At 71.6% G+C, this 26,547-nt stretch carries 20 protein-coding genes and 1 tRNA gene; 19 read left to right on the top strand and 2 right to left on the bottom strand.

Annotated elements, in window-relative coordinates; translation table 11 throughout:
• The first annotated feature begins 23 nt into the window (after window positions 1–23).
• The 11 genes from FS532_RS14150 (at window position 24) to mfd (ending at window position 14,971) form a co-directional block, all read left to right on the top strand.
• Window positions 24–860: a sugar phosphate isomerase/epimerase family protein gene (locus tag FS532_RS14150; RefSeq protein WP_144755636.1), complete on the top strand. Its 837-nt coding sequence runs from the start codon at window positions 24–26 to the stop codon at window positions 858–860.
• A complete protein-coding gene (locus FS532_RS14145) occupies window positions 857–2,047 on the top strand; it encodes a Gfo/Idh/MocA family oxidoreductase (RefSeq protein ID WP_144755633.1) in 1,191 nt (396 codons plus the stop codon). Before FS532_RS14150 ends, FS532_RS14145 begins: the two co-directional genes overlap by 4 nt.
• Complete coding sequence (locus FS532_RS14140; protein WP_144755630.1) at window positions 2,044–2,931, top strand: sugar phosphate isomerase/epimerase family protein; 888 nt, start codon at window positions 2,044–2,046, stop codon at window positions 2,929–2,931. Before FS532_RS14145 ends, FS532_RS14140 begins: the two co-directional genes overlap by 4 nt.
• Window positions 2,928–4,196 carry a mannitol dehydrogenase family protein gene (locus FS532_RS14135; RefSeq protein ID WP_144755628.1) on the top strand — a complete coding sequence of 423 codons (1,269 nt, stop codon included), beginning with the start codon at window positions 2,928–2,930 and terminating at the stop codon, window positions 4,194–4,196. Before FS532_RS14140 ends, FS532_RS14135 begins: the two co-directional genes overlap by 4 nt.
• Window positions 4,193–5,545 (top strand): D-mannonate dehydratase ManD, encoded by a 1,353-nt coding sequence (gene manD / locus FS532_RS14130; RefSeq protein WP_260852746.1) that lies wholly within the window; start codon window positions 4,193–4,195, stop codon window positions 5,543–5,545. Before FS532_RS14135 ends, manD begins: the two co-directional genes overlap by 4 nt.
• Before the next feature lie 17 nt (window positions 5,546–5,562).
• A complete protein-coding gene (locus FS532_RS14125) occupies window positions 5,563–6,456 on the top strand; it encodes a hypothetical protein (RefSeq protein WP_144755625.1) in 894 nt (297 codons plus the stop codon).
• A 501-nt stretch (window positions 6,457–6,957) separates the two neighbouring features.
• Window positions 6,958–8,328 (top strand): MFS transporter, encoded by a 1,371-nt coding sequence (locus FS532_RS14120; RefSeq protein ID WP_144755622.1) that lies wholly within the window; start codon window positions 6,958–6,960, stop codon window positions 8,326–8,328.
• A 280-nt stretch (window positions 8,329–8,608) separates the two neighbouring features.
• Complete coding sequence (locus FS532_RS14115) at window positions 8,609–9,241, top strand: 50S ribosomal protein L25/general stress protein Ctc (RefSeq protein ID WP_079238354.1); 633 nt, start codon at window positions 8,609–8,611, stop codon at window positions 9,239–9,241.
• A gap of 30 nt (window positions 9,242–9,271) precedes the next feature.
• Window positions 9,272–9,856, top strand: a complete 585-nt coding sequence (pth, locus tag FS532_RS14110; RefSeq protein ID WP_144755619.1) for an aminoacyl-tRNA hydrolase — start codon at window positions 9,272–9,274, stop codon at window positions 9,854–9,856.
• Between the two features lie 107 nt (window positions 9,857–9,963).
• Window positions 9,964–11,295 carry a hypothetical protein gene (locus tag FS532_RS14105; protein WP_144755616.1) on the top strand — a complete coding sequence of 444 codons (1,332 nt, stop codon included), beginning with the start codon at window positions 9,964–9,966 and terminating at the stop codon, window positions 11,293–11,295.
• Window positions 11,296–11,359: 64 nt separating this feature from the next.
• Window positions 11,360–14,971 (top strand): transcription-repair coupling factor, encoded by a 3,612-nt coding sequence (gene mfd, locus FS532_RS14100; RefSeq protein WP_144755613.1) that lies wholly within the window; start codon window positions 11,360–11,362, stop codon window positions 14,969–14,971.
• A gap of 291 nt (window positions 14,972–15,262) precedes the next feature.
• Here the strand turns inward: mfd and nhaA are convergent, their stop codons facing one another.
• Window positions 15,263–16,441, bottom strand: a complete 1,179-nt coding sequence (gene nhaA, locus FS532_RS14095; RefSeq protein WP_144755610.1) for a Na+/H+ antiporter NhaA — start codon at window positions 16,439–16,441, stop codon at window positions 15,263–15,265.
• Window positions 16,442–16,561: 120 nt separating this feature from the next.
• On the opposite strand from nhaA, the gene FS532_RS14090 reads away from it, so the two are divergent.
• From FS532_RS14090 to FS532_RS14055, 8 genes are all read left to right on the top strand, one after another.
• Window positions 16,562–17,239, top strand: coding sequence for a MazG family protein (locus FS532_RS14090; RefSeq protein ID WP_144755607.1), 678 nt, complete (start codon window positions 16,562–16,564; stop codon window positions 17,237–17,239).
• Between the two features lie 307 nt (window positions 17,240–17,546).
• The gene (gene hisS / locus FS532_RS14085; RefSeq protein ID WP_144755605.1) at window positions 17,547–18,791 is read left to right on the top strand and encodes a histidine--tRNA ligase; all 1,245 of its coding nucleotides are present in this window, start codon (window positions 17,547–17,549) and stop codon (window positions 18,789–18,791) included.
• Between the two features lie 96 nt (window positions 18,792–18,887).
• Window positions 18,888–20,171, top strand: coding sequence for a phosphopyruvate hydratase (gene eno / locus FS532_RS14080; RefSeq protein WP_144755600.1), 1,284 nt, complete (start codon window positions 18,888–18,890; stop codon window positions 20,169–20,171).
• Between the two features lie 305 nt (window positions 20,172–20,476).
• Complete coding sequence (locus FS532_RS14075) at window positions 20,477–21,010, top strand: FtsB family cell division protein (protein WP_186322049.1); 534 nt, start codon at window positions 20,477–20,479, stop codon at window positions 21,008–21,010.
• A 35-nt stretch (window positions 21,011–21,045) separates the two neighbouring features.
• Window positions 21,046–21,594, top strand: coding sequence for a DUF501 domain-containing protein (locus FS532_RS14070; RefSeq protein ID WP_022906197.1), 549 nt, complete (start codon window positions 21,046–21,048; stop codon window positions 21,592–21,594).
• 38 nt (window positions 21,595–21,632) lie between these two features.
• Window positions 21,633–23,114, top strand: a complete 1,482-nt coding sequence (locus FS532_RS14065; protein ID WP_079238362.1) for an NAD(P)/FAD-dependent oxidoreductase — start codon at window positions 21,633–21,635, stop codon at window positions 23,112–23,114.
• Between the two features lie 82 nt (window positions 23,115–23,196).
• Window positions 23,197–23,270: transfer RNA gene (locus FS532_RS14060), tRNA-Leu, on the top strand.
• Window positions 23,271–23,416: 146 nt separating this feature from the next.
• On the top strand, window positions 23,417–24,757 hold the full coding sequence (locus tag FS532_RS14055; RefSeq protein WP_144755598.1) for a threonine/serine exporter family protein: 1,341 nt from the start codon (window positions 23,417–23,419) through the stop codon (window positions 24,755–24,757).
• Window positions 24,758–24,801: 44 nt separating this feature from the next.
• Here FS532_RS14055 and FS532_RS14050 read toward each other — a convergent pair whose 3' ends face one another.
• Window positions 24,802–26,475, bottom strand: a complete 1,674-nt coding sequence (locus FS532_RS14050) for a class I adenylate-forming enzyme family protein (RefSeq protein WP_144755593.1) — start codon at window positions 26,473–26,475, stop codon at window positions 24,802–24,804.
• Window positions 26,476–26,547: the final 72 nt, after the last annotated feature.

The following is a 26,547-nucleotide window of genomic DNA, read 5'->3' as shown; positions in this document are numbered from 1 at the left end:
CCGGTCACCACGAAGGGAATGCAATGACCCAGCTCAGTTGGGAGCTCTCCGGTTTCGGCGACGAGATCGACGCCGATCCCGCGATCCAGGTCGCGGTCCTCCAGGCGCTGGGAGCCAGCGCCATCGAGGTCCGCAGCGCCTGGGGCGTGAACGTCGTCGATCTCGACGAGGACCAGCGCGCCGGCCTGCACCGCCTGTTCCAGGAACGCGGGCAGACCGTCTCCGCGATCGCCTCACCGATCGGCAAGGTCGCCGTCGACGAGCCCGTCGAGCACGAGGTCGAGCGACTCGGCCGCGCGATCGCCGCCGCACACGCGCTCGGCACCACGAACATCCGGATCTTCTCGTTCTACTTCGAGGGCCGCGCGCCCGAGGCCGTCCGCGACGACGTGCTCGTGCGGATGCGCGCCCTGGCCGACCTCGCAGAGCGCGAAGGCGTCACGCTGCTGCACGAGAACGAGAAGGACATCTACGGCGACGTCCCGGAGCGCGTGCTCGACATCGTCGAGAGCGTCGGGTCCTCGGCGCTCCGCCTGGCGTGGGACAACGCGAACTACGTGCAGTGCGGCGTCAAGCCGTTCACCGACGGCTGGGCCCGGCTCGCGCCCTACGTCGACTACCTGCAGGTCAAGGACGCTCTCGCCACCGACTCCTCCGTGGTACCCGCGGGCGAGGGCGACGGCGAGCTCCTCGAGACGCTCACCGCGCTCCGCGACGCCGGGTACTCCGGCTACGCCTCCCTCGAGCCGCACCTCAGCGACTTCACCCACCTCGGCGGGTTCTCCGGTCCCGCGGCCTTCGGTCGCGCCGGCCGCGCCTTCCGGACCCTCACCGACCAGATCGGAGTCACCCTGCGATGACCACCCCACTGAAGTTGGCAGTCGTCGGCGCCGGCGTCATCGGACGCCACCACGCCAAGGTCGCCGTCCACCACCCGGACCTGCAGGTCGTCGCCCTCGTCGACGCCGTCCCCGCCGCGGCCACGAGCGCCGCCGACGAGATCGAGGCGATGGGCGTGGCGCGCCCGATCACCACCGAGACCATCGAGGAAGCGATCGCGCAGACCGACATCGACGTCGTCGCGATCTGCTCGCCGTCCGGCATGCACGTGCAGCTCGCCGAGGCCGCCTTGGCCGCGGGCAAGCACGTCGTCATCGAGAAGCCGCTCGACACCACCATGCCGCGCGCCCGGCAGATCGCGTCGCTGGCCACTGCTGCCCGTGACCGCGGCCTGGTGACGAGCGTCATCAGCCAGCACCGCTTCGACCCGGCGTCCGCCGCCGTCGCGGCAGCCGCCCACGACGGCGGGTTCGGCACGGTGACCTCGGGCCTGGCGAGCGTCGCCTGGTACCGGTCGCAGGGCTACTACGACTCCGGCGACTGGCGCGGCACCTGGGCCCTCGACGGCGGCGGTGCGGTGATGAACCAGGGCGTGCACACCGTCGACCTGCTCGTCTGGGCACTCGGTCGACCGGTGGAGATCTCAGCGCAGACCGGGCTGCTCGCGCACGACCGCATCGAGGTCGAGGACACCGCCGTCGCCACCGTCCGGTTCGCCGGCGGGGCGCTCGGGGTCATCCACTGCACGACCGCGGCGTACCCGGGCCTCTCCGCCCGCTACGCCGTGTACGGCACGCACGGGTCCGCGATCGTCGACGACGACCGGCTCGCCTACTTCCACATCGCACCCGACAGCGCGACGCTCGAGTCCGCCTCGACGACCTCGAACGCCTCTGCGGTCGAGGGAGCGGTCGACCACAAGGACCAGGTCGTCCCGCCGGAGCACGTCGTCGGCGGCCCGGCCGAGCCCGACCACTTCGCCGCCGGACACGGACGGCAGTACACCGACATCGTCGCCGCGATCCGCGAGGGTCGTGACCCCGGCGTGACCGTCGACGCAGCCCTCGTGTCCCTCGCCACCGTCCGCGGCCTCTACGTCAGCGCGACGCTCGGCAAGCCCGTCCGGATCGACGACGTGATCGAGGGCGCCTACGACGACGTCGTCCCCGTCGTCGGCGCACACGCAGCAGAAGGAGCCAACCGATGAAGTTCTCCGTGTTCACCGCGTCCACCCCCGACTGGACCCCGTCGCAGGCCGCCTCGACGCTGGCCGAGCAGGGCTGGGACGGCATCGAGTGGCGCATCGTCGACGACCGCCCGGCCGACGGCGCCGAGGTGCCGAGCGGCCGCTCGTTCTGGGCTGGCAACAACTCGACGTGGCAGTTCACCGGCATCGAGGACAACATCGGTGAGATCGCCCGCATCACCGACGCCGCCGGGCTCGAGTACTCCGGCATCGGCGGGTACCAGCAGGCGTCGAACCGCGACGGCGTCGACACGATGCTGCGCGTGACGAGTGAGCTCGGTGCCCGCCAGGTCCGCGTCTCGATGCCGATGTACCGGCAGGAGAAGGAGCGGACGGGGGAGACCTACGCGCAGATCTTCGACCGCACCCGCGCCGACCTCGAGTGGGCGGTCTCCCGTGCGACGGAACTCGGGGTGAAGGCCCTCGTCGAGCTGCACCACATGACGATCACGCCCTCGGCGTCGGCCGCGCTCCGGCTCGTGGACGGCCTCGACCCGGCGCACGTCGGGGTCATCCACGACCTCGGGAACCTCGTGATCGAGGGGCAGGAGGACCACCTCGCGGCGTTCGAGCTCCTCGGCCCGTACCTCGCGCACGCCCACGTGAAGAACGCCCGCTGGGTCGACTCCGGCGACACCCGGGCCGACGGCAGCACCGTCTGGCGGAACGAGTGGGCACCGCTCCGGACCGGCCAGGCGTCGGTGTCCGAGTACCTCGACGCCCTGCGCCAGGTCGGCTACGACGGCTGGGTCACCATCGAGGACTTCTCCACCGACCTCCCGCTCGAGGCCCGGACCGCCGACAACCTCGCCTACCTCAAGTCCCTCGTCCCGGTGTCGGCATGACCGATCGCCGACCCGGCATCGTCCACCTCGGGGTGGGTGCGTTCGCGCGTGCCCACCTCGCCTGGTACACGCAGCACGCGGGGGAGTGGGGCATCACCGCCTTCACGGGTCGTTCGCCGGCCGTCGCCGACGCGCTCGTCGCCCAGGGCTGCCGGTACACGCTCGTCACGCGTGCCGCGTCGGGTGACGACGCCGCCGTGGTCGACGCGATCGTGGCGGCGCACCCCGGCAGCGACGACACGGCCTGGAGGTGCGCGGTCGCGTCCCCGGAGACGACCATCGTCACGCTGACGGTCACCGAGCAGGGCTATCGGGCCGGTTCCGACGTCCCGGCTCGCCTGGTCGCAGGGCTCGACGCGCGGCGTGCCGCCGGCTCCGGCCGGATCGCGCTGATCAGCCTCGACAACCTGACCCACAACGGCGACGTCCTGCGCGACGCCGTCCTCGGAGCCACCACCGACGCCGGACTGCGCTCGTGGATCGAGGCGAACGTCTCCTTCCCGTCGTCGATGGTGGACCGGATCACCCCCGCCACGACCGAGGCCGACGTCGCGGACCTCGCCGCGCTCCCGGGAGCGCTCGACGGCGACCGTGTGCCCGTGGTCACCGAGCCGTTCTCGGAGTGGGTGCTCGAGGACGCCTTCGACGACATCGACCGGCCGTCGTGGGAGACCGCCGGCGTCCGCATCGTCGACGACGTCACCCCGTACGAGCAGCGGAAGCTCTGGCTCCTGAACGGTTCGCACTCCCTGCTCGCGTACCTCGGCCTGCAGCTCGGGCACGAGACCGTCGCGTCCGCGATGGGCGACCCGGTCTGCCGCGCGGCCGTCGAACAGCTCTGGGACGAAGCAGCGCTCGAACTCCCGCTTCCCTCGGCCGAGATCACCGCAGCTCGCGATGCCCTCGTCGACCGGTTCGCGAACCCCCGCATCCGGCACACCCTGCGGCAGATCGCGTCGGGAGGCTCCGAGAAGCTCCCCGTCCGGGTCGTCGACGTGCTCCGGCACCGGCTCGCCCGCGACCCGTCCGCCGGCATCGGTCCCGGAGCCGCGACCGCGATCGCCGCGTGGTGGCTGCACGTCACCGACCAACCCGAGTTCGTGAGCGACGCCGGAGCGCCCGGGGCAGACTCGGACCTGCACGACGTACTGCGCGTCATCGCCCCCGACCTCGACACCGAAGCGACCGTGACGGCGGTGACGGCCGCCGCCGACCGCATCCGTGCCAGCACCACCACCCGCACCGACGAAGGAGTCCCCGCATGACCGACACGACCACGAACCCCGCGGCCCCGGTGCCGGGTGCGGCGGACACGGGTGCCGCGAGCGACCCGACCGCCGGCCGCCCGGACACGTGGGCGTCCACGGACCGCGGCCAGCTCATCGAGCGCGCCGAGGTCATCGTGACCAGCCCGAACCGGAACTTCGTCACGCTGAAGATCACGACCGTCGACGGTGTCACGGGTCTCGGCGACGCGACGCTGAACGGGCGCGAGCTCGCCGCAGCCGCGTACCTGTCCGAACACGTCGTCCCGCTCCTCATCGGTCGTGACGCGAGCCGGATCGAGGACGCGTGGCAGTTCCTCTACCGCTCGTCGTACTGGCGCCGGGGTCCCGTCACGATGGCCGCGATCGCCGCCGTCGACATGGCGCTCTGGGACATCAAGGGCAAGGTCGCGGGGATGCCCGTGTACCAGCTGCTCGGCGGGGCCTCCCGCACCGGGCTGATGGCGTACGGGCACGCATCGGGCAAGGAACTGCCGGAGCTGTTCGACTCCATCCGGGAGCACCAGGCCGAGGGCTACCGGTCGATCCGCGTGCAGACGGGCGTGCCGGGCCTCGAGTCCATCTACGGCATCGCGTCGAACAAGACCACGGTCGGCAACGACGGCGTCCGGTACGACTTCGAGCCGGCGCAGCGTGGGGCGTTCCCGGCGATGGAGGACTGGGACACCCGGGCGTACCTGCGGCACGTGCCGACCGTGTTCGAGGCCGTCCGCAACGAGTTCGGCCCCGAGCTGCCGCTGCTGCACGACGGCCACCACCGGATGACCCCGCTGCAGGCCGCGAAGCTCGGCAAGTCGCTCGAGCCGTACGACCTGTTCTGGCTCGAGGACTGCACCCCCGCCGAGAACCAGGAGGCACTCAAGCTCGTCCGCCAGCACACCACCACGCCGCTCGCGATCGGCGAGGTCTTCAACACGATCTGGGACTTCAAGGACATCATCCGCGACCAGCTCATCGACTACGTCCGCGGCGCGGTCACGCACATGGGCGGCATCAGCCCGCTGAAGAAGACGATGGACTACGCGGCGATGTACCAGATCAAGTCCGGGTTCCACGGGCCGACCGACATCTCCCCGGTGGGCCTCGCGGCGCAGATGCACCTCGGGCTCGCGATCCACAACTTCGGCATCCAGGAGTACATGCAGCACGGGCCGAAGACGAACCAGGTGTTCCGGCAGACGTTCACGTTCACCGATGGGTACCTGCACCCCGGCGACGAGCCGGGCCTCGGGGTCTCGCTCGACGTCGACGAAGCGGGCAAGTACCCGTACGAGCAGGCCTACCTGCCCTTCAACCGGCTGGCCGACGGAACCGTCCACGACTGGTAGCGGGCAAGCTGGGCCGCATGGGGTTCGCGGACGTGGCGAGGGAACTGCTCCTCGTCGCGCCCGCGGACTTCGTGGCCGAGCGGACCGCACGGCAGCGCGCGGCCCGGAAGGACGACCGCGACCTCGCGACGGCGATCGGTGCGCTGCGGAAGCCGGCCCCGGCCGCGTGGGTGATCGACCTCCTGGCGGACGAAGGTGCACTCGACGACGCCGTCGACCTCGGACCCGCACTGCGGAAGGCCCAGGCGGACGCCGACCCGACGGAGATCGCGACGCTCCGCCGGCAGCGGTCCGGTGTCGTCGGAGCACTCGCCCAGGCAGGCGCCGACCTCGCCGAGCAGGCCGGACACCCGGTGACGAGGGCGGTGCTCGACCAGGTGCGAGCGACGATCGAGGCCGCGATGGCCGATCCGCACGCCGGAGCCGCCGTCCGGTCGGGGCTGCTCATCCGGCCGCTCGAGAGCGTGGGGTTCGACGAGGTCGACCTCGACGGCGCACTCGCGGATCCCGATGCAGTGCCGGATGCCTGGTCCGGCAGCGACGCACCACCGATCCCCATCGACCAGGCGCGCCGTTCCCGGAAGCCGAGCCGCGCCTCCAGGCCTGCTCCCGCACGGGAACCGAAGCCGGCGCCGCAACGCGAGCCGAAGACCGACCCGGCGGCGGAGCGCCGGGCTGCCCGCGAGGCCGAAGCCGAGGCGCGCACGGCCTCCCGCGAGGCAGATGCCGCGCTCGACCGCGCGGAGAGTGATCTGGAAGCCGCGGAAGACCGTCGCGCCGAGCTCGAACGCGCGCTCGCAGCGGCGACGGCCGAGGTCGAACGCCTCGAGCGCAGCCGCGACGACGCCGAAGCCGCGAGCGACCGCGCACGCGATGCCTTCACCGCAGCGCGGAAGGGACGCCGGGCCTAGAGCGAGATCTGCATCCCGTCCGACGTCCGGTGGGGGCCGAGCGTGCCCGTTCCTTCCCATAGCGGTCGAGGTAGCGAGCGGAATCTCGCGTACCGGGTCGGAAGGAACGGCTGAGTACGCCCGGAACGGCCAGGTACACGCGGAACGGCCAACCACGCGCGGAACGGCACACCACGAGCGGAACGGCCTCCTACGCGCGGAACGGCCCCGCCGCCCACATCGTTACGCAACAGTTGTCGTTCTTGACGACGGGCGTTGGAGCGGTCTAATGTCGGGCACCATGCCTCGGGCCGGCGATGGTCCGCCGGGGATCGGCACGCGCGGCACCCGCAGCAGCAAGCGCACGCCGCAGCACGCCGCCCCGGGTTCAGGACCCACATCATCGCCGAAGATCGACCACCCGCAGCCACTGCGCGGGTGGCGTCACGGTGCGCGGCGCACCCCGGAGAATGCCGCGATGCGGGTCGAGCACTCCGGGGGCCCACCAGGAGAGACGACCACATGTCGGAACCCCGCACCAACCGAACCAGCACCCTGACCCCGCCGAACGGCGTCCCCGCACCCGTAGCGGGACCCGCCACGCGCACGCCCACGCAGCGCACCCCGTTCCTCGCCCGCCTCGGCATCCCGCACCCACTGCGCTGGGGCTTCCTCGGCGTGCTCGTCTTCATGACGGGCGACGGCATCGAGTCGAACTTCATCTCGCCGCACATCGCGGGCGTCCTGGGGAGCGGCGGGGCCGACAGCGCCGCCATGGTCATCGGCATCTACGGCGTGGCGGTCCTCGTCGCGTCGTACTTCGCCGGGGTCCTCTCGGAGCTCTGGGGTCCACGCCGCGTCATGACCATCGGCGCCGTGCTCTGGGTCGTGTTCCAGGTCGCCTTCCTCGCGGCGCTGCCCACGGCGTCCGTCGGGCTCATCGCGCTGACGTACTTCCTCCGCGGCCTCGGCTTCCCGCTGTTCGCGTTCTCGTTCCTCTGCTGGATCAACCACACCGTCGCCCGGGAGCGGAACGCCACCGCCGTCGGCTGGTTCTACGTCGTGTTCACCGGCGGCCTGCCGACCCTCGGTTCGCTCATCGCCATCGGCACGATCCCCGCGTTCGGCGGCGGCTCGCTCGGTGAGACCTGGTCGATGGCGGCCTCGCTGGTGTTCGTCGTCGCCGGGTGGCTGATCGTCCGCTTCGGCGTGCACGAGTCCACCGGCCTCGGTCGGATCGCTCCGCGCGAGCACTCCGCGGCCCGGGTCATCGCGTCCGGCATCGAGGTCTGCATCCGTCGCCCCAAGGTCCTGCTCGCCGTCGTGATCCGGCTGGTCAACACGGCACCGGAGTTCGGCATGTTCGTGATCATGCCGGCGATCATCGGCACGGAACTCGGCTGGGGGCAGTCGAAGTGGCTGACCATGACCGTGATCGTCTACGCGGGCAACATCCTCTTCAACGCGTTCTTCGGCGCGCTCGGCGACCGCATCGGCTGGATCCGCACCGTGAAGTGGTTCGGCATCGCGGCCTCCGCGGTGGGGCTCCTCGCCTGGTGGTACGTCCCGCACCTCGTGCCCGCGGGCTCCGAGTGGGGCTTCTGGCTCGCGACGGCGGCCGGCACGGTGTTCGGCATCATGCTCGCCGGCTTCACCCCGATGGGTGCGATCGTCCCGGCCTTCGCGGGCGAGGAGCGTCGCGGCCCGGCGATGGCGATGTACGCCACCGCGGCCGGCGGCGCGACCTTCCTCGGCAACGCCGTCGTCAGCGCGGTCCTGCCCTGGGGCGGCCCTGGTGGCGTCGTGTGGACCTTCGTCCTCCTGTATGTCCTCGCGTTCGTGGTCCTGTGCTTCCTGAAGGTGCCGGAGGGCGCGGAGGCCGCCGGCCACTAGGCGACCCACGAGCGGTCTGGAGGCGCGGTGCGGGCCCGCCACGCGCCTCCAGGCCGCCCTGTACCCACGTCCAGGGCGTGGGCCGACACGCCCGGACCGGTGCTGCTAGACTCGGTGACTGACTTCGGCGAGGGCCGCGCATGCGCGGCCGTGATCGACGCGGTGGGAGAGCCGGCCCAGTCCTGGGAGCGTTCCTCACGCGTGTACGCGTTCGAGTTGCAACACCACAGACCCCCACGATGCCGGCACCCCGGTGTCGCCCCCGAGACCAGGAGACATCATGGCCGACTACACCAAGCTCGCAGCGGAAGTCCGCACCAAGTTCGGCAAGGGCGCTGCTCGCAAGCTCCGTGCCGCCGACAAGATCCCCGCGGTCGTCTACGGCCACGGCACCGAGCCCAAGCACATCACCCTCCCGGGTCACGAGACCATGCTGCTCGTCCGTACCGCCAACGCGGTCGTCGACCTCGACATCGAGGGCGCGGCGCAGCTCGCCCTCGTCAAGGACGTCCAGCGTGACCCGGTGCGCCAGATCATCGAGCACATCGACCTCGTGGTCCTCCGCCGCGGCGAGAAGGTCACGGTCGACGTGCCCGTCGTGGTCGAGGGCGAGTCCTTCTCCGGCACCATCCACGTGCAGGACCTCAACACGGTCTCGCTGCTCGTGCTCGCGACCGACATCCCCGAGCACGTCGTGGTCGACGTCGAGGGCCTCGAGGACGGCACGCAGATCCACGCCTCGCAGCTCACCCTGCCCGAGGGCGCCGAGCTCGAGACCGACGCCGAGGCCCTCGTCGTCGCGATCGTGACCCCGCGTGGCACCGCTGACGACGACGCCGCCGACGAGGCAGCTGCCGAGGCCGGCGCCGAAGCCGGTGCCGAGGGCGGCTCCGCCCCGGTCGACGGCGAGTAACACCCCCTTCGCGGACATCTGGTCGACGCTGTGGCGGATCGCACCCTGATCGTGGTCGGGCTCGGGAACCCCGGGCCCGGCTACGCGGGGAACCGTCACAACGTCGGCCAGATGGTCCTCGACGAACTCGCTGCCCGGATGGGCGCGACGTTCAAGAAGCACAAGACCCCGAACCAGGTCGCCGAGGGGCGTCTGGTCCCCGGCGGCCCCAAGCTCGTGCTCGCCAAGCCGGGATCGTTCATGAACACCTCCGGCGGTCCGGTGTCCAGCGTGCTCGGGTTCTACAGCGCCCCCCCGGAGTCGCTCGTCGTCGTGCACGACGAGCTCGACCTGCCGTTCGACACCGTGCGGCTCAAGGGCAGCGGCGGTCACGGCGGGCACAACGGCCTGCGCGACATCATCAAGGCGACCGGGACGAACGAGTTCACCCGCGTGCGGATCGGCATCGGCCGACCCCCCGGGCGACAGGACCCCGCCGACTACGTGCTGCGTGACTTCTCGCCGACCGAGAAGAAGACGCTGCCGAACCTGCTGGCCGACGGCGCGGACGCTGTGGAGGCGATCGCGGACCTCGGACTCCTCGCCGCACAGCAGCGGGTGCACGCCCCGTCCTGACCTGTCCCATCGGCGCACGGTCCCCGAACTGGGGGACCCCCGCGTCCCCCGGCCCCGGTAGCTTCACGCCGGGGGAAGCGCCCCCGTGACGACGACCGGGAGCACCGATGGGGAGCCGCGCGACCACGCCGCAGCGCAGGAGAGGGCCCGTCGTGCTGCCGTGGGCAGCGTCCGTCTGCGTCCTCGCGCTCGTGGCCCTCGGCCTCGCCGGCGCCCTCACCACCACCCGAGCGGCCGCGGCCGGCGTCCCGTGGCGCGTCGACGGCGTCCACACTGCGGCACCTCCGGTCGCATCGTCGTTCGTCGCGCCGAACGACGTCGCGTTCGACGACATCGGCAGGCTCGTCGTCGCGGACTTCGCAGCCAACGGCGTCCTCCGCCAGGGCACCGACGGCACGTGGGAGACCATCGCCGGCTTCGGGACCCACGCCGCAGCGATGTGGAACCCATCGGCGGTCGCCGCCCTGCCGGACGGTGGGTTCGTCGTGGCCGAGGCCGGCCGTCGCACGGTCACGGTGCTCGACGCGACGGGAGCCGTGGTGCGTCGGGTCCCCGCGCCGCCGACCCGCCGTGCCGTGTCCGAACTCGCGGTGGAGGGCTCGACGGTGTGGGCGGCCGCGCCGGGCAGTGGCGCGCTCTGGACGGCCGACCTCGGCGTCGGCGCGTGGACGGCGGTGGACGGGCCCTGGAGCGACCCGGCGGGTGTCGCGCTCACACCGGACCGGACGGCGCTGGTCGTGAGCGACGCCGTCACCGACGAGGTCTGGCGGCTCGCACGTGGTGAAGACGAGCCGTCGGCGGAGTCGCTCGGGTTCCCGACCGTCGACCGTGCGCGGTTGCTCGGTGTGGCGGTCGACCCGAGGGGCGCCGTGTACGTGGTCGACAACGGCGGCGGTCGTGTGTGGTCGCTCGGCGTCGACGGGTGGTCGGTCGTGCTCGACGCGGCACCGGACGGCAGCGTCCTCGTGAACCCCACCGCAGTGTCCGTCGGTGCGGGACGCCTGGCGGTCGCGGACTACAACCGGCAGCGGGTGGTGACGGCCGCTCGGGTGGACGAGGGCAGCGCGTCGGGGACGGCGTCGTCTCCGCAGGACACGGCGTCACCGTCGCAGGCCGTGCCATCGCCGTCGGAGGCAGTTCCGTCGGCGTCGGAGGTGGCGTCGTCGCCGCCGGCGGCCGCCCCGTCACCCGGTGGTACGCCCCCGACGACCGCGGTTCCGACCGGCACGGTCCCGACCCGCGCGGCCCCGACGGGCGCGGACCCGACCGGTGCTGCGACGGGGCCGGCTGCGTCGGCGACGCCACCGCACGGGTCCGGCGCTCCGGTGCTCGCGATGACCGGGACTGCGCTCGTCGTCCCCGGGGCCGCACTCGCGGTGTCCGCCGTCGTCGCCGGTGTCGTCCTCGGAGCGGTCGGCCGTCGGCGTCGCCTCCGCTGACCGCCCCGTTCGCCAGCTGCGCACGCCCGGTCCGGTGTCGGACCTCCCCGGTACCATGTCCTGAGTGACGATCTCGGGCATCATCCCTGCGCTCTCGCGCGCCTCCGCGTTCGATCGCGTCCTCCGCACCGCGAACCGTGACGCCGACTTCTCGGTCGTCGACGGCCTGCGCGTGCCGCTGCTGGGCGCGCTCCTGGCCGAGCGGAACGGGCCGCAGTGCCTCTTCGTGGTCACGGCCACCGGGCGCGAGGCCGAAGCGGTCCGCGACGCGCTCGGCAGCTACCTGCCCGACGCCGAGGTCCTCGAGTTCCCGGCGTGGGAGACCCTGCCGCACGAGCGGCTCAGCCCGAGCGCGCAGACCGTGGGCACGCGCATCGCGACGCTCCGCAAGCTCGCCGCGTGGCAGGACGCCGCAGCGGGGGAGCGCCGGACCACCGTCGTCGTGGCCAGCGTCCGCGCGGCGCTGCAGCCGATCGCGGGCAACCTGACCTCGCTCGCTCCGGTCGTGCTGCGGACGGACTCCCGGGGCAACGACCTCGGAACGATCGCCGGGCAGCTCGTCGACATGGCGTACGCGCGGGTCGACCTGGTCACCCGCCGCGGTGAGTTCGCCGTGCGCGGTGGCATCCTCGACGTCTTCCCGCCGACGGCGGACCACCCCGTGCGCGTCGACTTCTTCGGCGACGAGATCGAGGCGATCAAGGCCTTCTCCGTCGCCGACCAGCGCACCACGGACGACGAGCTCGGCACGGTCGAGCTCACGGCCTCGCGCGAACTCCTGCTGAGCGACGACGTCCGGCAGCGGGCGCGCGAGATGCTGCACGAGTTCCCGAACCTGTCCCAGATGCTCGCGAAGATCGCCGAGGGCATCCCGGTCGAGGGCATGGAGTCCCTCGCACCCGCCCTCGTGCAGGACCTCGTGCCCGTGACGCACTACCTGCCGACCGACGCCGTCATCACGGTGCTCGGGCCGGAGCGGGTCAGCGGGCGCGCGCACAGCCTCGCCGAGACGAACACCGAGTTCCTGCAGGCCGCGTGGAGTGCCGCGGTCGCCGGGGCCCAGGCGCCGATCGACCTCGACGCCGGCAACTTCCTGTCCGTGCAGCAGCTCAAGAACGGCCGCGGGCAGCGCACCTGGTGGACGGTGTCGCCGTTCGACTCCGGGCTGGACGAGGGCGACACCGAGCGCGTCCTCACCGACGCCGAGGCGGTGGCCGAGGCCGGGGACTACATCCGCGTCCGGGCCGAGGCCGTCCCGAGCTTCGCCGGCAGCGCCGACGGGGCGATCGCGCACGTCAAGCAGCTCACCGACGACGGATGGGCCGTCGTGGTGACCGCCCAGGGCCAGGGGCTCGTCGAGCGGGCGGTGCAGGTGCTCGCCGACGCCGGGGTCGCAGCCCGTGCCGAAGCCCTCACCGCGCCTCCCGAGCCCGGCGTGGCCATCGTCACGACCGCCACCGTCGAGCACGGCTTCGCCACCCCGGATCCGCGCATCGCGCTCCTCAGCGAGGCCGAGTTCTACGGTCGCAGCGTCCAGCAGGGCGCCCGCACGGTGAAGAAGCTCGCGAGCCGGCGGAAGAACGTCGTCGACCCGCTGCAGCTCAAGCCGGGCGACGTCGTCGTGCACGCCACCCACGGCATCGGCAAGTTCGTCGAGCTCGTCTCGCGCGAGGTGTCCAGCGGCGGCCGCAACGCCGTGAAGACGCAGCGCGAGTACCTCGTGCTCGAGTACGCGCCGTCGAAGCGCGGCTACCCGGGCGACAAGCTGTTCGTGCCCACCGACCAGCTCGACCAGCTCTCGCGCTACGTCGGTGGCGAGTCCCCGACCCTGTCGAAGATGGGCGGCAGCGACTGGTCCGCGGCGAAGAGCAAGGCGCGGAAGGCCGTCCGCGACATCGCCGTCGACCTCGTGAAGCTCTACTCGGCGCGCATGGCGTCGAAGGGGCACGCGTTCGGCCCGGACACCCCGTGGCAGCGCGAGCTGGAGGAGGCGTTCCCGTTCGCGGAGACCGCCGACCAGCTCACCACCATCGACGAGATCAAGCGCGACATGGAGCGGCCGATCCCGATGGACCGCCTGCTCTCCGGCGACGTCGGCTACGGCAAGACCGAGGTCGCGATCCGTGCCGCGTTCAAGGCCGTGCAGGACGGCAAGCAGGTGGCCGTGCTCGTCCCCACGACGCTGCTCGTCCGCCAGCACATGGAGACCTTCCAGGAGCGCTTCGCGGGCTTCCCGGTGCACCTGCGGGCCCTGAGCCGCTTCCAGACCGAGAAGGAGTCGAAGGAGACGATCGCGGGCCTCGCCGACGGCACCGTCGACATCGTCATCGGCACCCACCGGATCCTGTCCCAGGGCATCCAGTTCAAGGACGTCGGCCTCGTCATCATCGACGAGGAACAGCGGTTCGGCGTCGAGCACAAGGACCAGCTCAAGAAGCTCAAGACGAACGTCGACGTCCTGGCGATGTCCGCGACCCCGATCCCGCGTTCGCTGGAGATGGCGGTGACCGGCATCCGCGAGATGTCCACGCTCGCCACCCCACCCGAGGACCGGCACCCGATCCTGACGTTCGTCGGACCCCAGTCGGACCTGCAGGTCGCCGCCGCGATCCGCCGCGAGCTCCTGCGCGAGGGCCAGGTGTTCTACGTGCACAACCGCGTCAAGGACATCCAGTCGGTCGCCGCGCACCTCGCCGAGATCGTGCCGGACGCCCGCATCGCCGTCGCCCACGGGCAGATGTCCGAGTCGACGCTCGAGCAGGTCATGGTCGACTTCTGGGAGCGTCGGTTCGACGTCCTCGTGTCGACCACGATCGTCGAGACCGGCCTCGACATCGCGAACGCCAACACGCTCATCATCGACAAGGCCGACAAGTACGGGCTGTCGCAGCTGCACCAGCTGCGCGGACGTGTCGGTCGTGGCCGCGAGCGTGGCTACGCGTACTTCCTGTACGACGCCGACAAGCCGCTGTCCGAGACCGCGCAGGACCGCCTCGAGACCATCGCCGCGAACAACGAGCTCGGCGCGGGCATGCAGGTCGCCATGAAGGACCTCGAGCTCCGCGGCGCGGGCAACCTGCTCGGTGGCGAGCAGTCCGGACACATCGCGGGCGTCGGGTTCGACCTCTACCTCCGCATGATCGGCGAGGCCGTCTCGCAGTTCCGCGGGGACGTCGCCGAGGGGCAGACCGAACTCCGGCTCGAGATCCCCGTCGACGCGCACATCCCCGAGGACTACGTGGAGTCCGAACGGCTCCGGCTCGAGGCGTACCAGAAGCTCTCCGCCGCCTCGGCCCCCGCGGCGCAGGCGGAGGGGATCGACATGGTCCTCGACGAGCTCACCGACCGCTACGGCCAGCCGCCGCAGCCGGTGCTCACCCTCGTCGAGGTCTCGCGGCTCCGGCGGATGGCGCAGCAGGTCGGCCTGTCCGACGTCGTCGTGATGGGGTCGAACCTGCGGGTCGCGGGCAAGGAGCTCCCGGACTCGGCACAGGTGCGGCTCAAGCGGATGTTCCCGGGCGCCCGGTGGTTCCCGCAGCAGGACGCCGCGAGCATCCCGCTGCCGAAGCCGCACGGCGAGACCCTGCCGGACGACGCGCTGATCCAGTGGGTCGAGAGCATCCTGACCGCCGTCTACGGGGCGTCGAAGGCGCCCGCCGAGACGCCCGCGGCGTAGCGAGGGCGGCGCACGGAACGCGCCTGACGACGGACTGGAGGCGCGGTGCGGGCTGGCACCGCGCCTCCAGTCCGTCGGTGGTCCCGTCCAGTGGCGTCCGTGGTGCGCGGCGGCGCGGACCCGGTGCGACATCTCCGATGTCGTACGACATCGGAGATGTCGCAACCGCGCGTCCGCGACTGCCCGCGTCCGCAAGGAGCGACTTCGTCGCTGTCGTACGACAGCGACGAAGTCGTTCGGAGTCGATCGGTCAACGCGAGTCCCGGCACGGACGCACCCGCGCGCGGGCTGCTACTCGGTGGCCTCGGCCTCGGAGAGCTCGCGTCGTGCCCGGTAGCGGCGCGCCCGCACGCTGACGACCACGGCCGAGGCGACGATCGCGATGCCCGAGCCGACCAGGACCGCGAGGACGCCCTCGTCGAGGATCTCCTCGTTGCGTGCGAACGCCAGCTCGTTCATGAGCAACGACACCGTGAAGCCGATGCCGCCGAGGACGCCGACCGTGACGATGGACCAGAAGGACAGCGTCGACCGACCGGGAGCCCGGAAGATCCGCGTCGCGACCGCCCCGAACAGCGTGATGCCGATCACCTTGCCCACCGGCAGCGCGAGCACGACGGCCCAGAACGTGGGGGAGAGCTGGCCGATGCCCACTGCCGGAACGACGACGGCAGCCGAGGCGAACGCGAACACCGGCAGGACGATCGCGTTGGACCACGGCTCGACGTTCCCGTGCAGGGTGTGGCCGGGGCGGCGCGGCAGCACGAGTCCGAGCGCGACGCCGGCGATCGTCGCGTGCACGCCAGAGTGGTAGACGAGCCACCACGTCAGGAGCCCGAGCACGACCATGCCCGCGATGACCCACGCCTGGCCGGAACGCCCGGGGCGCAGGGCCTTGCCGAGCAGCCAGAAGGCCGCGAGCACCACCACCGCGCCGGCGAGCGCGAGGAAGTCGGTGTCGTGGGCGAACACCACCGCGATGATGACGATCGCGATGAGGTCGTCGAGCACGGCGAGTGCGAGCAGGAAGACCCGGAGCGTCGAGGGCAGCCCGCGGCCGAACATCGCGAGGACACCGAGGGCGAAGGCGATGTCCGTCGCGGTCGGGATCGGCCAGCCGTGCCCGTACGGGGTGCCGGCCGTCACCGCGAGGTACACGCCGGCGGGGACGACGACACCGCCGACCGCGGCGATGGCGGGGATGACCGCCGTCTTCGGGTTGGACAGCTCCCCGACGACGAGCTCGTGCTTCAGTTCGATCGCGACCAGCAGGAAGAACACCGCGAGCAGGCCGTCGCTGATCCAGTGCGACACCGAGAGGTCGAGACCGACAGGGCCCCACGGGGCGTGGACGTGCAGGACGTGCTCGAGGCCGGGGCCGAGCGGGGAGTTCGCCACTGCAAGACCGAGGAGGGCTGCAGCGAGGAGGGCGACGGCGCTGAACCGAGGGGAGCGGAAGAGTGCGGACATGGAGCTCCGTCGATCGGGATCGGGTGATGGTCCGTCGACCAGACTTCCCGACACGCCACGTCCAGCATACCGGCCGCGTCCAGCCGCCGTCCAGGCATCCCGGCGTGACACGATGACGACATGACCGCCGTCTCGGACCTCGTCGAAGTCGTCGACCGCCTGCTCGCCCCGTCCGGTGGATGCGTGTGGAACCGGGCGCAGACCCACGCCACGCTCGCGCGGTACGCCGTCGAGGAGTCGTACGAACTCGTGGACGCGATCGACGACGAGGACCCGCAGGAACTGCGTGAGGAACTCGGCGACGTGCTCTACCAGGTCGTGCTGCACGCGGGGCTCGCGGAGTCGTTCGACCTCGAGGACGTGGCCGCCGGTGCCCGCGACAAGATGGTCCGGCGCCACCCGCACGTGTTCGGGGCCGAGCACGCCGACACCGTCGAGGAGGTCGTCCGGGTCTGGAGAGCGGCGAAGGCGGCGGAGAAGTCGTCGCGGCGGAGCCTGTTCGACGGGGTCCCGCGGGCGATGCCGCCCCTGGAACGTGCGGTGAAACTGCTGGAACGCCTGGAGGAACGTGGCGATGCCGCCACGGTCGTCGCCACGGTCGTGGCGGACGTCCAGGACGACGTGGTCGCGTCGGGCGGCCCGGTCACGCGTGACGGCGATTCCAGGGCCGTCGACCGATCGTGGGGCGCGGCGCTGCTCGCGTCCGTCGCGGACGCGCGGGACGCCGGGATCGATCCGATCGCGAGCCTGCGTGCTGCGGTCACCGACCTGGAAGCGGCCGGTCGCGCGAGGGACTGAGCGGGGGAGGAGTGCCGCCCGCGCGCATCGCAGCGGCGCGACGATCGGGTCCGCGGACGGCGGGAGAGTGCGGGCGTCCTCCCAACCCGAAAAAAGGAGGACGCCCGCGAGCGGGCAGACGACACCACCAGGGATAGAGGTGTCGGCAGGGAAGCCCGCTCGAACCGCGGGGCACACTGCAGCACGTTGCCCACGCGATCGGTTCGACGAATGGATCAGGCATCCGTCGGACCGAGGTTCTGGATTCAGAATATCACCCGGTCGGGAGGTGCGCAAGCCCGAGTTGCCCATCTGCCAGAATTGCCGCATGGCTTCGACCGTGACGGCACCCCGTGGCATGCGTGACTTCCTCCCGGCGGACAAGGCCCGGCGCGAGCACGTGCTCGGAGTCATCCGCGGCGTGTACGCCCGGCACGGGTTCGACGAGATCGAGACCCCCGTCGTCGAGGACGCCGCGCGCCTGCACTCGGGCCTCGGGGGCGACAACGAGAAGCTCGCGTTCGCGGTGATGAAGCGCGGGCTCTCGACCGAGGACCTGCAGCGTGCCGAGGCTCCGCTCGACCTCGCCGACCTCGGACTCCGGTTCGACCTCACCGTGCCGCTGGCCCGGTTCTACGCCTCGCACCGCGCCGAGCTGCCGTCGGTGTTCCGGTCCGTGCAGATCGCTCCGGTCTGGCGTGCCGAGCGCCCGCAGAAGGGGCGTTACCGCCAGTTCGTGCAGTGCGACATCGACATCCTCGGCGAGCCCGGACAGCTCGCCGAGATCGAACTGATCCGCGCGACGACGGCGGCGCTCGACGCCCTGGGGATCGCTGGCACCACGATCCGGATCAACGACCGCCGCGTCCTGCTGGCGCTCCTCGCCTCGTGGGGGATCACCGAGCCGGCCGCCGCGGACCGGGCGCTCATCACGATCGACAAGCTCGACAAGATCGGCCCGGACGGCGTCGCGGCGGAGCTCCGCGAGACCATCGGCGCCGAGCTGCCGGGGCTCGAGGACACGATCCGCGCGCTCGAGTCCGCCGACTGGGACGCGGTGACCGGCGCCGAGTGGCTCGACGCCGACGCGTTCGACGACCTGCTGCGCCTCCGCTCGGCGCTGCCCGGGGTCGACCTGCGCTTCGACCCGACGCTGGTCCGGGGCATGGGGTACTACACCGGGACGATCTTCGAGGTGGCGCACCCGGACTTCGGCTACAGCCTCGGCGGCGGCGGTCGGTACGACGGCATGATCGGCCGGTTCCTCGGTCAGGACGTGCCAGCCGTCGGGTTCTCGCTCGGCTTCGAGCGCCTGGTGGACCTCGTCACGCTGCCCGAGTCCGCGGAGTCCGACGCCGTCGTGCTCGTGTACGACAAGGACGTCGACCCCGTCCGGCTCGCCGCGCTCAAGGCCGAGGCGCTCGAGTCGCACCGTCGTGTCCGGCTCGAACGGCGGACCAAGAACACGAAGAACCTGCTCTCCGGGCTCGTCGAGCAGGGCTTCGACGCGTTCGCCTCCGTCCGTGCCGACACCGAGTCGCTCGAGGGTGTGGAGTTCCGCCCGCTGGCGTGAGTTGTGCACAGGGGGCGTCATGCGCGCCTCGCGTTCACCCGGCGTCGGTAGGATCGATCCCGCAATCACCACAACCGAACGTGTAGGGAGTACCCCGTGGCCGTGATCGATGCCGTAGGAGCACGCGAAGTCCTCGATTCCCGAGGCAACCCGACGGTCGAGGTCGAGGTCCTCCTCGACGACGGCGTCGTGTCCCGCGCGCTCGTCCCCTCCGGTGCCTCCACCGGTGCGTTCGAGGCGTACGAACTCCGTGACGGAGACAAGGCCCGCTACGGCGGCAAGGGCGTCCTGAAGGCCGTCGACGCCGTCCTCGACGAGATCGGCCCGGCGCTCGAGGGCTTCGACGCCACCGACCAGCGCCTCGTCGACGCCGCGCTCATCGAGCTCGACGGCACCGAGAACAAGTCCCGTCTCGGCGCGAACTCGATCCTCGGCGCCTCGCTCGCCGTGGCCCGTGCCGCCGCCGACTCGGCCGACCTGCCGCTGTTCCGCTACCTCGGTGGCCCGAACGCGCACACGCTGCCCGTGCCGCTGATGAACGTCGTCAACGGTGGTGCGCACGCTGACACCAACGTCGACATCCAGGAGTTCTTCCTGGTGCCCTACGGCGCCGAGTCCTTCTCCGAGGCACTCCGCTGGGGTGTCGAGACCTACCACGCCCTCAAGGGCGAGCTGAAGAAGCAGGGCCTGGCGACCGGCCTCGGCGACGAGGGCGGCTTCGCGCCGGAGCTCGCGTCGAACCGTGCCGCGCTCGACTTCCTCCTCGCCGCGATCGAGAAGGCCGGCTTCACCCCGGGCAAGGACATCGCCCTGGGCCTCGACGTCGCCTCGACCGAGTTCTTCAACGACGGCAAGTACTCGTTCGAGGGCAAGCAGCTCTCGAGCGAAGAGTTCACGGCGTACTTCGCCGAGCTCGTCCGCGACTACCCGCTCGCCACGATCGAGGACCCGCTGGCCGAGGACGACTGGGCCGGCTGGACCCACCTGACCGCCGAGCTCGGCGACAAGGTGCAGATCGTCGGCGACGACCTGTTCGTCACGAACCCGAAGCGTCTGCAGCGGGGCATCGACGAGAAGGCCGCGAACTCGATCCTCGTCAAGGTGAACCAGATCGGCACCCTGACCGAGACCCTCGACGCCGTGTCCCTGGCGCACCGCCACGGCCTCACGTCGATCCTGTCGCACCGCTCCGGCGAGACCGAGGACACCACCATCGCCGACATCGCGGTGGCGGTCGACGGCGGCCAGATCAAGACCGGCGCCCCGGCGCGCTCGGACCGCGTCGCGAAGTACAACCAGCTGCTCCGCATCGAGGAAGAGCTCGGCGACGCCGCGGTCTACGCGGGCCGCTCGGCCTTCCCGCGCTCGGCTTCCCTGTAACCAGCGCACCCCACGAGACGCCGTCCTCCTCCAGGAGGGCGGCGTCTCGTCGTGCACGCGGGGCTGCGCGCGAGGTCGCACGACAGGCCGCCCGCAGGACGTCGAGGTCGCACGACATGCCGCTCGCGCCGGGCGCAGGCGACAGATCGTGCGACCTCGGCGAAGCGCGCGCGGCGTGTGACGCGACCACGGGGCGGACGTGAGCGACGTGGCGGGGGCGAGCCGCGCCTCCAGGCCGCCTGAGAGGGCAACGAACGGCCGCGTGCCGACCGCCCGACGCACCGCAGTCGGGTTATCGTCGGACCGTGCCCAGCCAGAAGCCCCGCGTCCGCCGCGTCCCCGTGGCCATGCCGGAGGGCGGCACGCCCGACCAGCCGTGGTACCGCTCGATCCGGTTCTCCGGCTTCAGCCTGCTCATGCTCGTGATCATCGTGCTGTTCGTCGTGGTCCTCGCCCCGTCGCTCCGGACGCTCATCCAGCAGCAGGAGCAGATCGCCCAGCAGCAGCGTGAGGTCGCGAGCCAGAAGGCCGACGTCGCGCAGAAGAAGAAGGACGTCGCCCGCTGGGACGACCCGGCGTACATCGAGGCGCAGGCGCGCGACCGGCTGCTCTACGTGTACCCGGGCGAGGAGAGTTACCTCGTCATGGGTGCGGAGAACCCGAGGGCCGACGGGCAGCCGACCACAGACTCCGGGACGCCCGTGAGCTCGACGGTGCAGACGCCGAAGGTCGACTGGGTGCAGGCGATGCTGTCGTCGGTGCTGACGTCGGGCCTCACGGACGAGACCACCCAGGACCTCGTCGCGCCGGACGTCTCCGGCACCGGTGACACCAAGTAGGACCTGACGCGGGACTCCGGTAGGCTCACGTTCCCGTGACGACCCCTCCCTTCGACCCGCCCTCCGACCGCGACGTCCAGGTCGTGTCGGCGCAGCTCGGCCGACCGGCGCGCGACGTCATCGGGATCGCGGCACGCTGCGTCTGTGGCAACCCCACGGTCGTCTCCACGAAGCCCCGTCTGTCGAACGGCACCCCGTTCCCGACGTTCTACTACCTGTGCCACCCCGCGGCCACCGCCGCGGTCAGCACCCTCGAGGCGAACCAGGTGATGCCGGAGCTGGCAGCACTGCTCGAGGACGACACCACCGCGGCTGCGTACCTCGCGGCCCACGAGTCCTACCTGGCCGATCGCGAGTCGATCGAGCACGTCGACGAGATCGACGGCATCAGCGCCGGTGGCATGCCCACCCGCGTGAAGTGCCTGCACGCCCTCGTCGGTCACGCCCTCGCCGCCGGACCCGGCGTCAACCCCATCGGCGACCTCGCGCTCGAGCGCGCGGACTGGTCGCCCTCCCGGTGTGAGTGCCGGGCGTATGATGGCGGTGCAGACGCTGGAGTCGGGGCGGGTGGCGGCGAAGTCTGACTCGACTCCGAAACCCCCATCCAAGGAGATCATCCCCCGTGCCCAAGATCCTCGTCGTCGGCGGCGGTTACGCCGGTTTCTACACCGCCTGGAAGCTCGAGAAGCACCTTCGCCAGGGCGAAGCCGAGGTCGTGATGGTGGACCCGCTGCCGTACATGACGTACCAGCCGTTCCTCCCCGAGGTCGCGGCCGGTTCCATCGAGCCGCGCCACGCGATCGTGTCGCACCGTCGCCACCTCAAGAAGACGCGCGTCGTCACCGCGAAGGTCACGAAGGTCGACCACGCCACCAAGACGGCGACCATCACCCCGGCCGAGGGCGAGGCGTGGGAGGAGTCCTACGACCAGATCGTCATGACCGCGGGTGCGGTCTCGCGCACCTTCCCGATCCCGGGCGTCGCGGACGAGGCCATCGGCCTCAAGACCATCGAAGAGGCCGCGGCGATCCGCGACAAGATCCTCACGAACTTCCACAAGGCCGCGAACCTGCCGGCCGGTCCCGAGCGCGACCGCCTGCTGACCGTCGTGGTCGTCGGCGGTGGGTTCGCCGGCATCGAGGTGTTCGCCGAGCTCCGCTCCTTCGTCACCGACCTGCTGAAGAGCTACCCGCAGCTGTCCTTCGACGACACGCACTTCCACCTGGTGGAGGCCATGGGCCGCATCATGCCCGAGGTGTCGCTCGAGACGTCGCACTGGGTGCTCAAGAACCTCGCGCAGCGCGGTGCCACGGTGCACCTCGAGACCCAGCTGGCCTCCGCGGTCGGTGGCGTCTGCGAGCTCAAGACCACCGACGGCGCGATCGAGAAGATCGAGTCCGACCTCATCATCTGGACCGCCGGCGTCATGGCGAACCCGATGGTCAAGGGCACCGACTTCCCGCTCGAGCAGCGTGGACGCATCCGCGTGCAGCCCGACCTCCGCGTCGTCGACGACAACGGCGTGATCGCCGATGCGTGGGCCTGCGGTGACGTCGCGGCCGTCCCGGACCTCACGGGTGGTGGCGTCGGCGGCTTCTGCGTGCCGAACGCCCAGCACGCGGTCCGTCAGGCGAAGCAGCTCGCGAAGAACCTCGTCGGCACCCTCCGCGGCGAGGCGACGAACGACTACAAGCACGAGAACCTCGGCGCCGTCGCGGGCCTCGGTCTCGGCATCGGCGTCTTCCAGTCGGGCAAGTTCGCGATGAAGGGCTTCCTCGCGTGGGGCGCCCACCGCGGCTACCACGGCATGGCGATGCCGTCGTGGGAGCGCAAGTGGCGCGTCATCGGCGACTGGGTCGGTGGCTTCTTCCTCGGCCGCGACATCGCGTCGCTCGACGACCGCGAGACCCCGCGCGCCGCGTTCGAGGCGTTCGCGTCCCGTCCGAAGCCCGCTGCCGAGGCGCCTGCCGCTCCGGCAGCCGCGCAGGCTCCCGCCGAGGGTCAGCCCGCCGGGACCGCTGGCCCGGCGTACGGCGAGCCGGCGAAGGACGTCTCCAACGACGCCGAGCCCGTGAAGGCCGAGGCCTCGGCCGACGCCAAGTAGCGACACGCTCCACACGAGGCGGTCACTCCCGACGGGGTGGCCGCCTCGCTGCGTCCCGGCTGTCGGTAGGCTGTTGCGGCCCGCCCCCGTGGCCCAATCGGTAGAGGCATGCGACTTAAAATCGCCGAGTTGTGGGTTCGAGTCCCACCGGGGGTACCGAGTGCGCAGGGTGCCGGGCGTGCGTGGGGCGCCGGGCGTGCCGAGACTCGGCCTGAGCGACAGTTCTCGCGCTCCGACGTGCGAGAACCGTCGCCTGGCGCGAGACTCGGCCTCGCGCCGCGCGCGCACTACGATCGACTCTCGTGGTCGGAATCGGAAGCGCACTCGCGAACCTGCGGAACGCCATCAACCGACCCGAGGCGCACGTCGAGGTCGTCGACGGCGAGACGGTCCCGGTCGGGATGCTGCTCGGCACGCTCGGCGCCCTGCTCCTCGACGCCGGCAGCTCCGTCACCGACGTCCGGTCGGCGCTCGAGAAGGCGCGTGACGCCGCCGGGGTCGGACCGACGCTCGCGGTCGGGGTCCTGCCCGCCCTGGTGATGGTGAGCGAGGTCGCCACCGGCGCCGCCACGATCGTGAACGCCGAGGGCGTGGAACTGTCCTCGCGGCAGGCCGCCCGGGCGAACCGGCTCGTCCTCGGCCTCGAGAGCGGGTCCATCGCCCTCGCGGAGATCCCCGCACGCGTCCGGGCCATCCGCGCCGGCACCGTGCCGCCACCCGCGCTGCCGTGGATCCTCGGCAACGCCCTGACCTCCGCCGGCCTCGCGGTCGTGTTCCGCTGCCCGTGGTGGGCGATCCTCGTCGCCCTCGGTGTCGGTGCGCTCGTCGGGGTGATCGGCCTGGTCCTCCGGCGCTTCCGCGAGGCCGTCGCGATCATCCCCTTCCTCGCGGCGTTCGCGTCGACGACGATCGTCGGGCTCGTCGCTGCCGGCACCGGGTTCGACCACGTCCCGCTCTTCGCGGTGTGCGCCCCCGTCGCGGTGTTCGTGCCGGGGGCGCTCATCACCAACGCCCTGCTCGAACTCACCGCCGCGGACATCGTCACCGGGTCGTCGAGGCTCGTCCAGGGGCTCATCATGCTGGGCTTCATGGCGGCGGGGATCGCCGCTGGCAGCGCCCTGACCGGGCTGCACGTCGACCCGTCCTCGGCGGCGCTCGTCGGCGAAGTCGCCGGCGTCGGCACGGACCGCGGCGGGTGGGAGGCGGTGCCGTCCTACTGGGTGTCGTGGGTCGCCGTCGCGGGTCTCGCCGTCGGTCTCGGCCTGGTGTTCCGGTCGGGCTGGCGGCTGACGCTCGTGTCCGTCGCGGTCATGGTCACCGCCTACGCGCTCGTGAGTGGAACCACTCCGCTGTGGGGGAGCGTCGTCGCGACCGGGGCGACCGCCGCACTCCTCTTCGTGGCGACGCGCCTGCTGGAACGGCTCGTGCCGGCGATCCCGGCGACGGTGTCGTTCTTCCCGGCGTTCCTGCTGCTCGTGCCCGGGACAGTGGGACTCGTCGCCGTCGCGACCTTCGACCCGGTGGCGTTGGCGACCCCGCTCGCCACGTTCGTCAGCCTGTGCATCGGCACGAAGATCGGCGGGCTGCTGCCCGGCCTGTTCGCGCGGAACGCGCCGCACCGCGGGGTGGACGCGACCGGGTGACGGACTGGAGGCACGGGGCGGCGCCGCCACGTGCCTCCAGTCCGCTACGGCTCGAGCAGCAGGCCCGCGGCCTGGTCGTCCGCGGCCGTCGCCTTGGCGACGTAGTGCACCTTCTTGCCCGTCGCGTTGTAGGGCAGCTCGGTGACGAACCGGTACCTGCGCGGCCGCTTGTAGCGGGCGAGCCCGGGGTGCGTGCCGGTCCACTCCTCGAGGGCGGCTGCAGCGGCCGCGTCGTCCTCGGGCAGCCGGCCGGGCGCGCGCACGACGTACGCGGTCACGACCTCGCCCCAGCGCTCGTCGGGGACGCCGACCACGATCGAGTCCGCGACGCCCGGGTGCTCCTGCAGGGCGGCCTCCACCTGTACCGGGTGGACGTTCTCGCCGCCGGAGATGATCATGTCGTCCTTGCGGCCCACGATGGTGACGCGCTCGTGCTCGTCCCACGTCGCGAGGTCGCCCGGGTAGAACCAGCCGTTCGCGAACTTCTCGGCCTCGAGGCCCGGGTTGCGGTAGGAGTAGCCCGACTTCACCGTGCGGACCGCGAACTCGCCGATCTCCGTGCCGTCCTTCGGCACCGTGTCGCTCGGATCGGCCAGACGGTCCTCGTACACGCGGACCACGGCGACGTCGTCGTCGGTGCTCGCCCGGCCCGTGGAGCCGGCACCGTCGGGGAAGTCCTCGGGGCGGAGGAACGTGTTCCAGAAGGTCTCCGTCGTGCCGTAGCCGTTGAAGATCCTCGGCGACAGGAGCTCCTGGTAGCGCAGGGCGGCTGCACGGTCGAGCGGGGCGCCCATCGTCACGATGCCGTGCAGGGACGAGAGGTCGCGCGGCTTCGACTCCTGGGCGTTCGCGAGCTGCACGAGGTTCGGCGGGGCACCGATGAGGAAGGTGAGGCGCTCGGTCTCGACGAGGTCCAGCACCCGGTCGGCGTCGAAGTGCCGGAGCGTCGTGAGTTCCGCGCCCACGTAGAACACCGGGTTCGGGCCGCCTGAGTAGAGCCCGCCGCGGTGGAACAACGGGGACATGTTGAGGGTCTTGTCGAACGGGCTGAGCGGGAAGTGCATGATGACGTCGTGGGCGCTGAGCACCTCGACGAGGCTCGGGAGCGGCACCGGCTTCGGACGCCCGGTGGTGCCGCTCGTGTAGAGCCGGGTCGTCTCGTCGTAGGTGCTGCGCGGTTCGGTGGCGGCGAGCTCGTCGGCGGTGACGGGGTCGGCACCGAGGACCTCGGCGAAGGGGACGGCGCCGTCGTCCGACACGTCGCCGACCACGACCACGTGCTCGGGGGCGTGCGGGGCACTGGCGAGTGCGGCCCGGATGTCGTCCGCGCGGGCGGCGTCGTACACGAGGACGACGGGTGCGGAGTCCTCGATGATGAACCCGACCTCGTCCGGAGCCAGGCGGAAGTTGGTGGGGGAGAACACCGCGCCGATGCGGTGGCACGCCAGGTACAGGATCGCGAACTCGGGGGAGTTGAACAGCTCCGCCATGACGACGGAGCCGCGGCCGACCCCGTGCCGAAGGAGCCAGCCGCCCACCCGGTCGACGTCCGCGCCGAGCTCGGCGTAGGTCCACGTCCGGCCGCTGTCCGGTTCCCGCAGTGCGGGACGGCCGGCGAAGCGGTGGGTGTTCCGGGCGAAGCCGTTCGCGTACGTGTAGCTGGTCTCGAAGACGTCGCGGAACCGCGTCGGGTCGTAGTCGGATCGGGTCTCGGTCATCGTCGCTCCCTGAAGCGGTCGTGCTGGTGCACCGCGCACCGTTCGTCAGCGTATCCGCCGGACCGGCTCGGG

It is taken from the genome of Curtobacterium pusillum (assembly GCF_007673235.1).
Taxonomy (GTDB): Bacteria; Actinomycetota; Actinomycetes; order Actinomycetales; family Microbacteriaceae; genus Curtobacterium; species Curtobacterium pusillum_C.
Note: the sequence above shows the minus strand (reverse complement) of the source record. Positions and strands in the feature narration are given on the sequence as shown.

Bases quoted from the DNA above. Each gene is read 5' to 3' on its own strand.
- FS532_RS14150 (WP_144755636.1), top strand. From the start codon at position 24: ATGACCCAGCTCAGTTGGGAGCTCTCCGGTTTCGGCGACGAGATCGAC.
- FS532_RS14145 (WP_144755633.1), top strand. From the start codon at position 857: ATGACCACCCCACTGAAGTTGGCAGTCGTCGGCGCCGGCGTCATCGGA.
- FS532_RS14140 (WP_144755630.1), top strand. From the start codon at position 2,044: ATGAAGTTCTCCGTGTTCACCGCGTCCACCCCCGACTGGACCCCGTCG.
- FS532_RS14135 (WP_144755628.1), top strand. From the start codon at position 2,928: ATGACCGATCGCCGACCCGGCATCGTCCACCTCGGGGTGGGTGCGTTC.
- manD (WP_260852746.1), top strand. From the start codon at position 4,193: ATGACCGACACGACCACGAACCCCGCGGCCCCGGTGCCGGGTGCGGCG.
- FS532_RS14125 (WP_144755625.1), top strand. From the start codon at position 5,563: ATGGGGTTCGCGGACGTGGCGAGGGAACTGCTCCTCGTCGCGCCCGCG.
- FS532_RS14120 (WP_144755622.1), top strand. From the start codon at position 6,958: ATGTCGGAACCCCGCACCAACCGAACCAGCACCCTGACCCCGCCGAAC.
- FS532_RS14115 (WP_079238354.1), top strand. From the start codon at position 8,609: ATGGCCGACTACACCAAGCTCGCAGCGGAAGTCCGCACCAAGTTCGGC.
- FS532_RS14105 (WP_144755616.1), top strand. From the start codon at position 9,964: ATGGGGAGCCGCGCGACCACGCCGCAGCGCAGGAGAGGGCCCGTCGTG.
- nhaA (WP_144755610.1), bottom strand. From the start codon at position 16,441: ATGTCCGCACTCTTCCGCTCCCCTCGGTTCAGCGCCGTCGCCCTCCTC.
- FS532_RS14090 (WP_144755607.1), top strand. From the start codon at position 16,562: ATGACCGCCGTCTCGGACCTCGTCGAAGTCGTCGACCGCCTGCTCGCC.
- hisS (WP_144755605.1), top strand. From the start codon at position 17,547: ATGGCTTCGACCGTGACGGCACCCCGTGGCATGCGTGACTTCCTCCCG.
- FS532_RS14050 (WP_144755593.1), bottom strand. From the start codon at position 26,475: ATGACCGAGACCCGATCCGACTACGACCCGACGCGGTTCCGCGACGTC.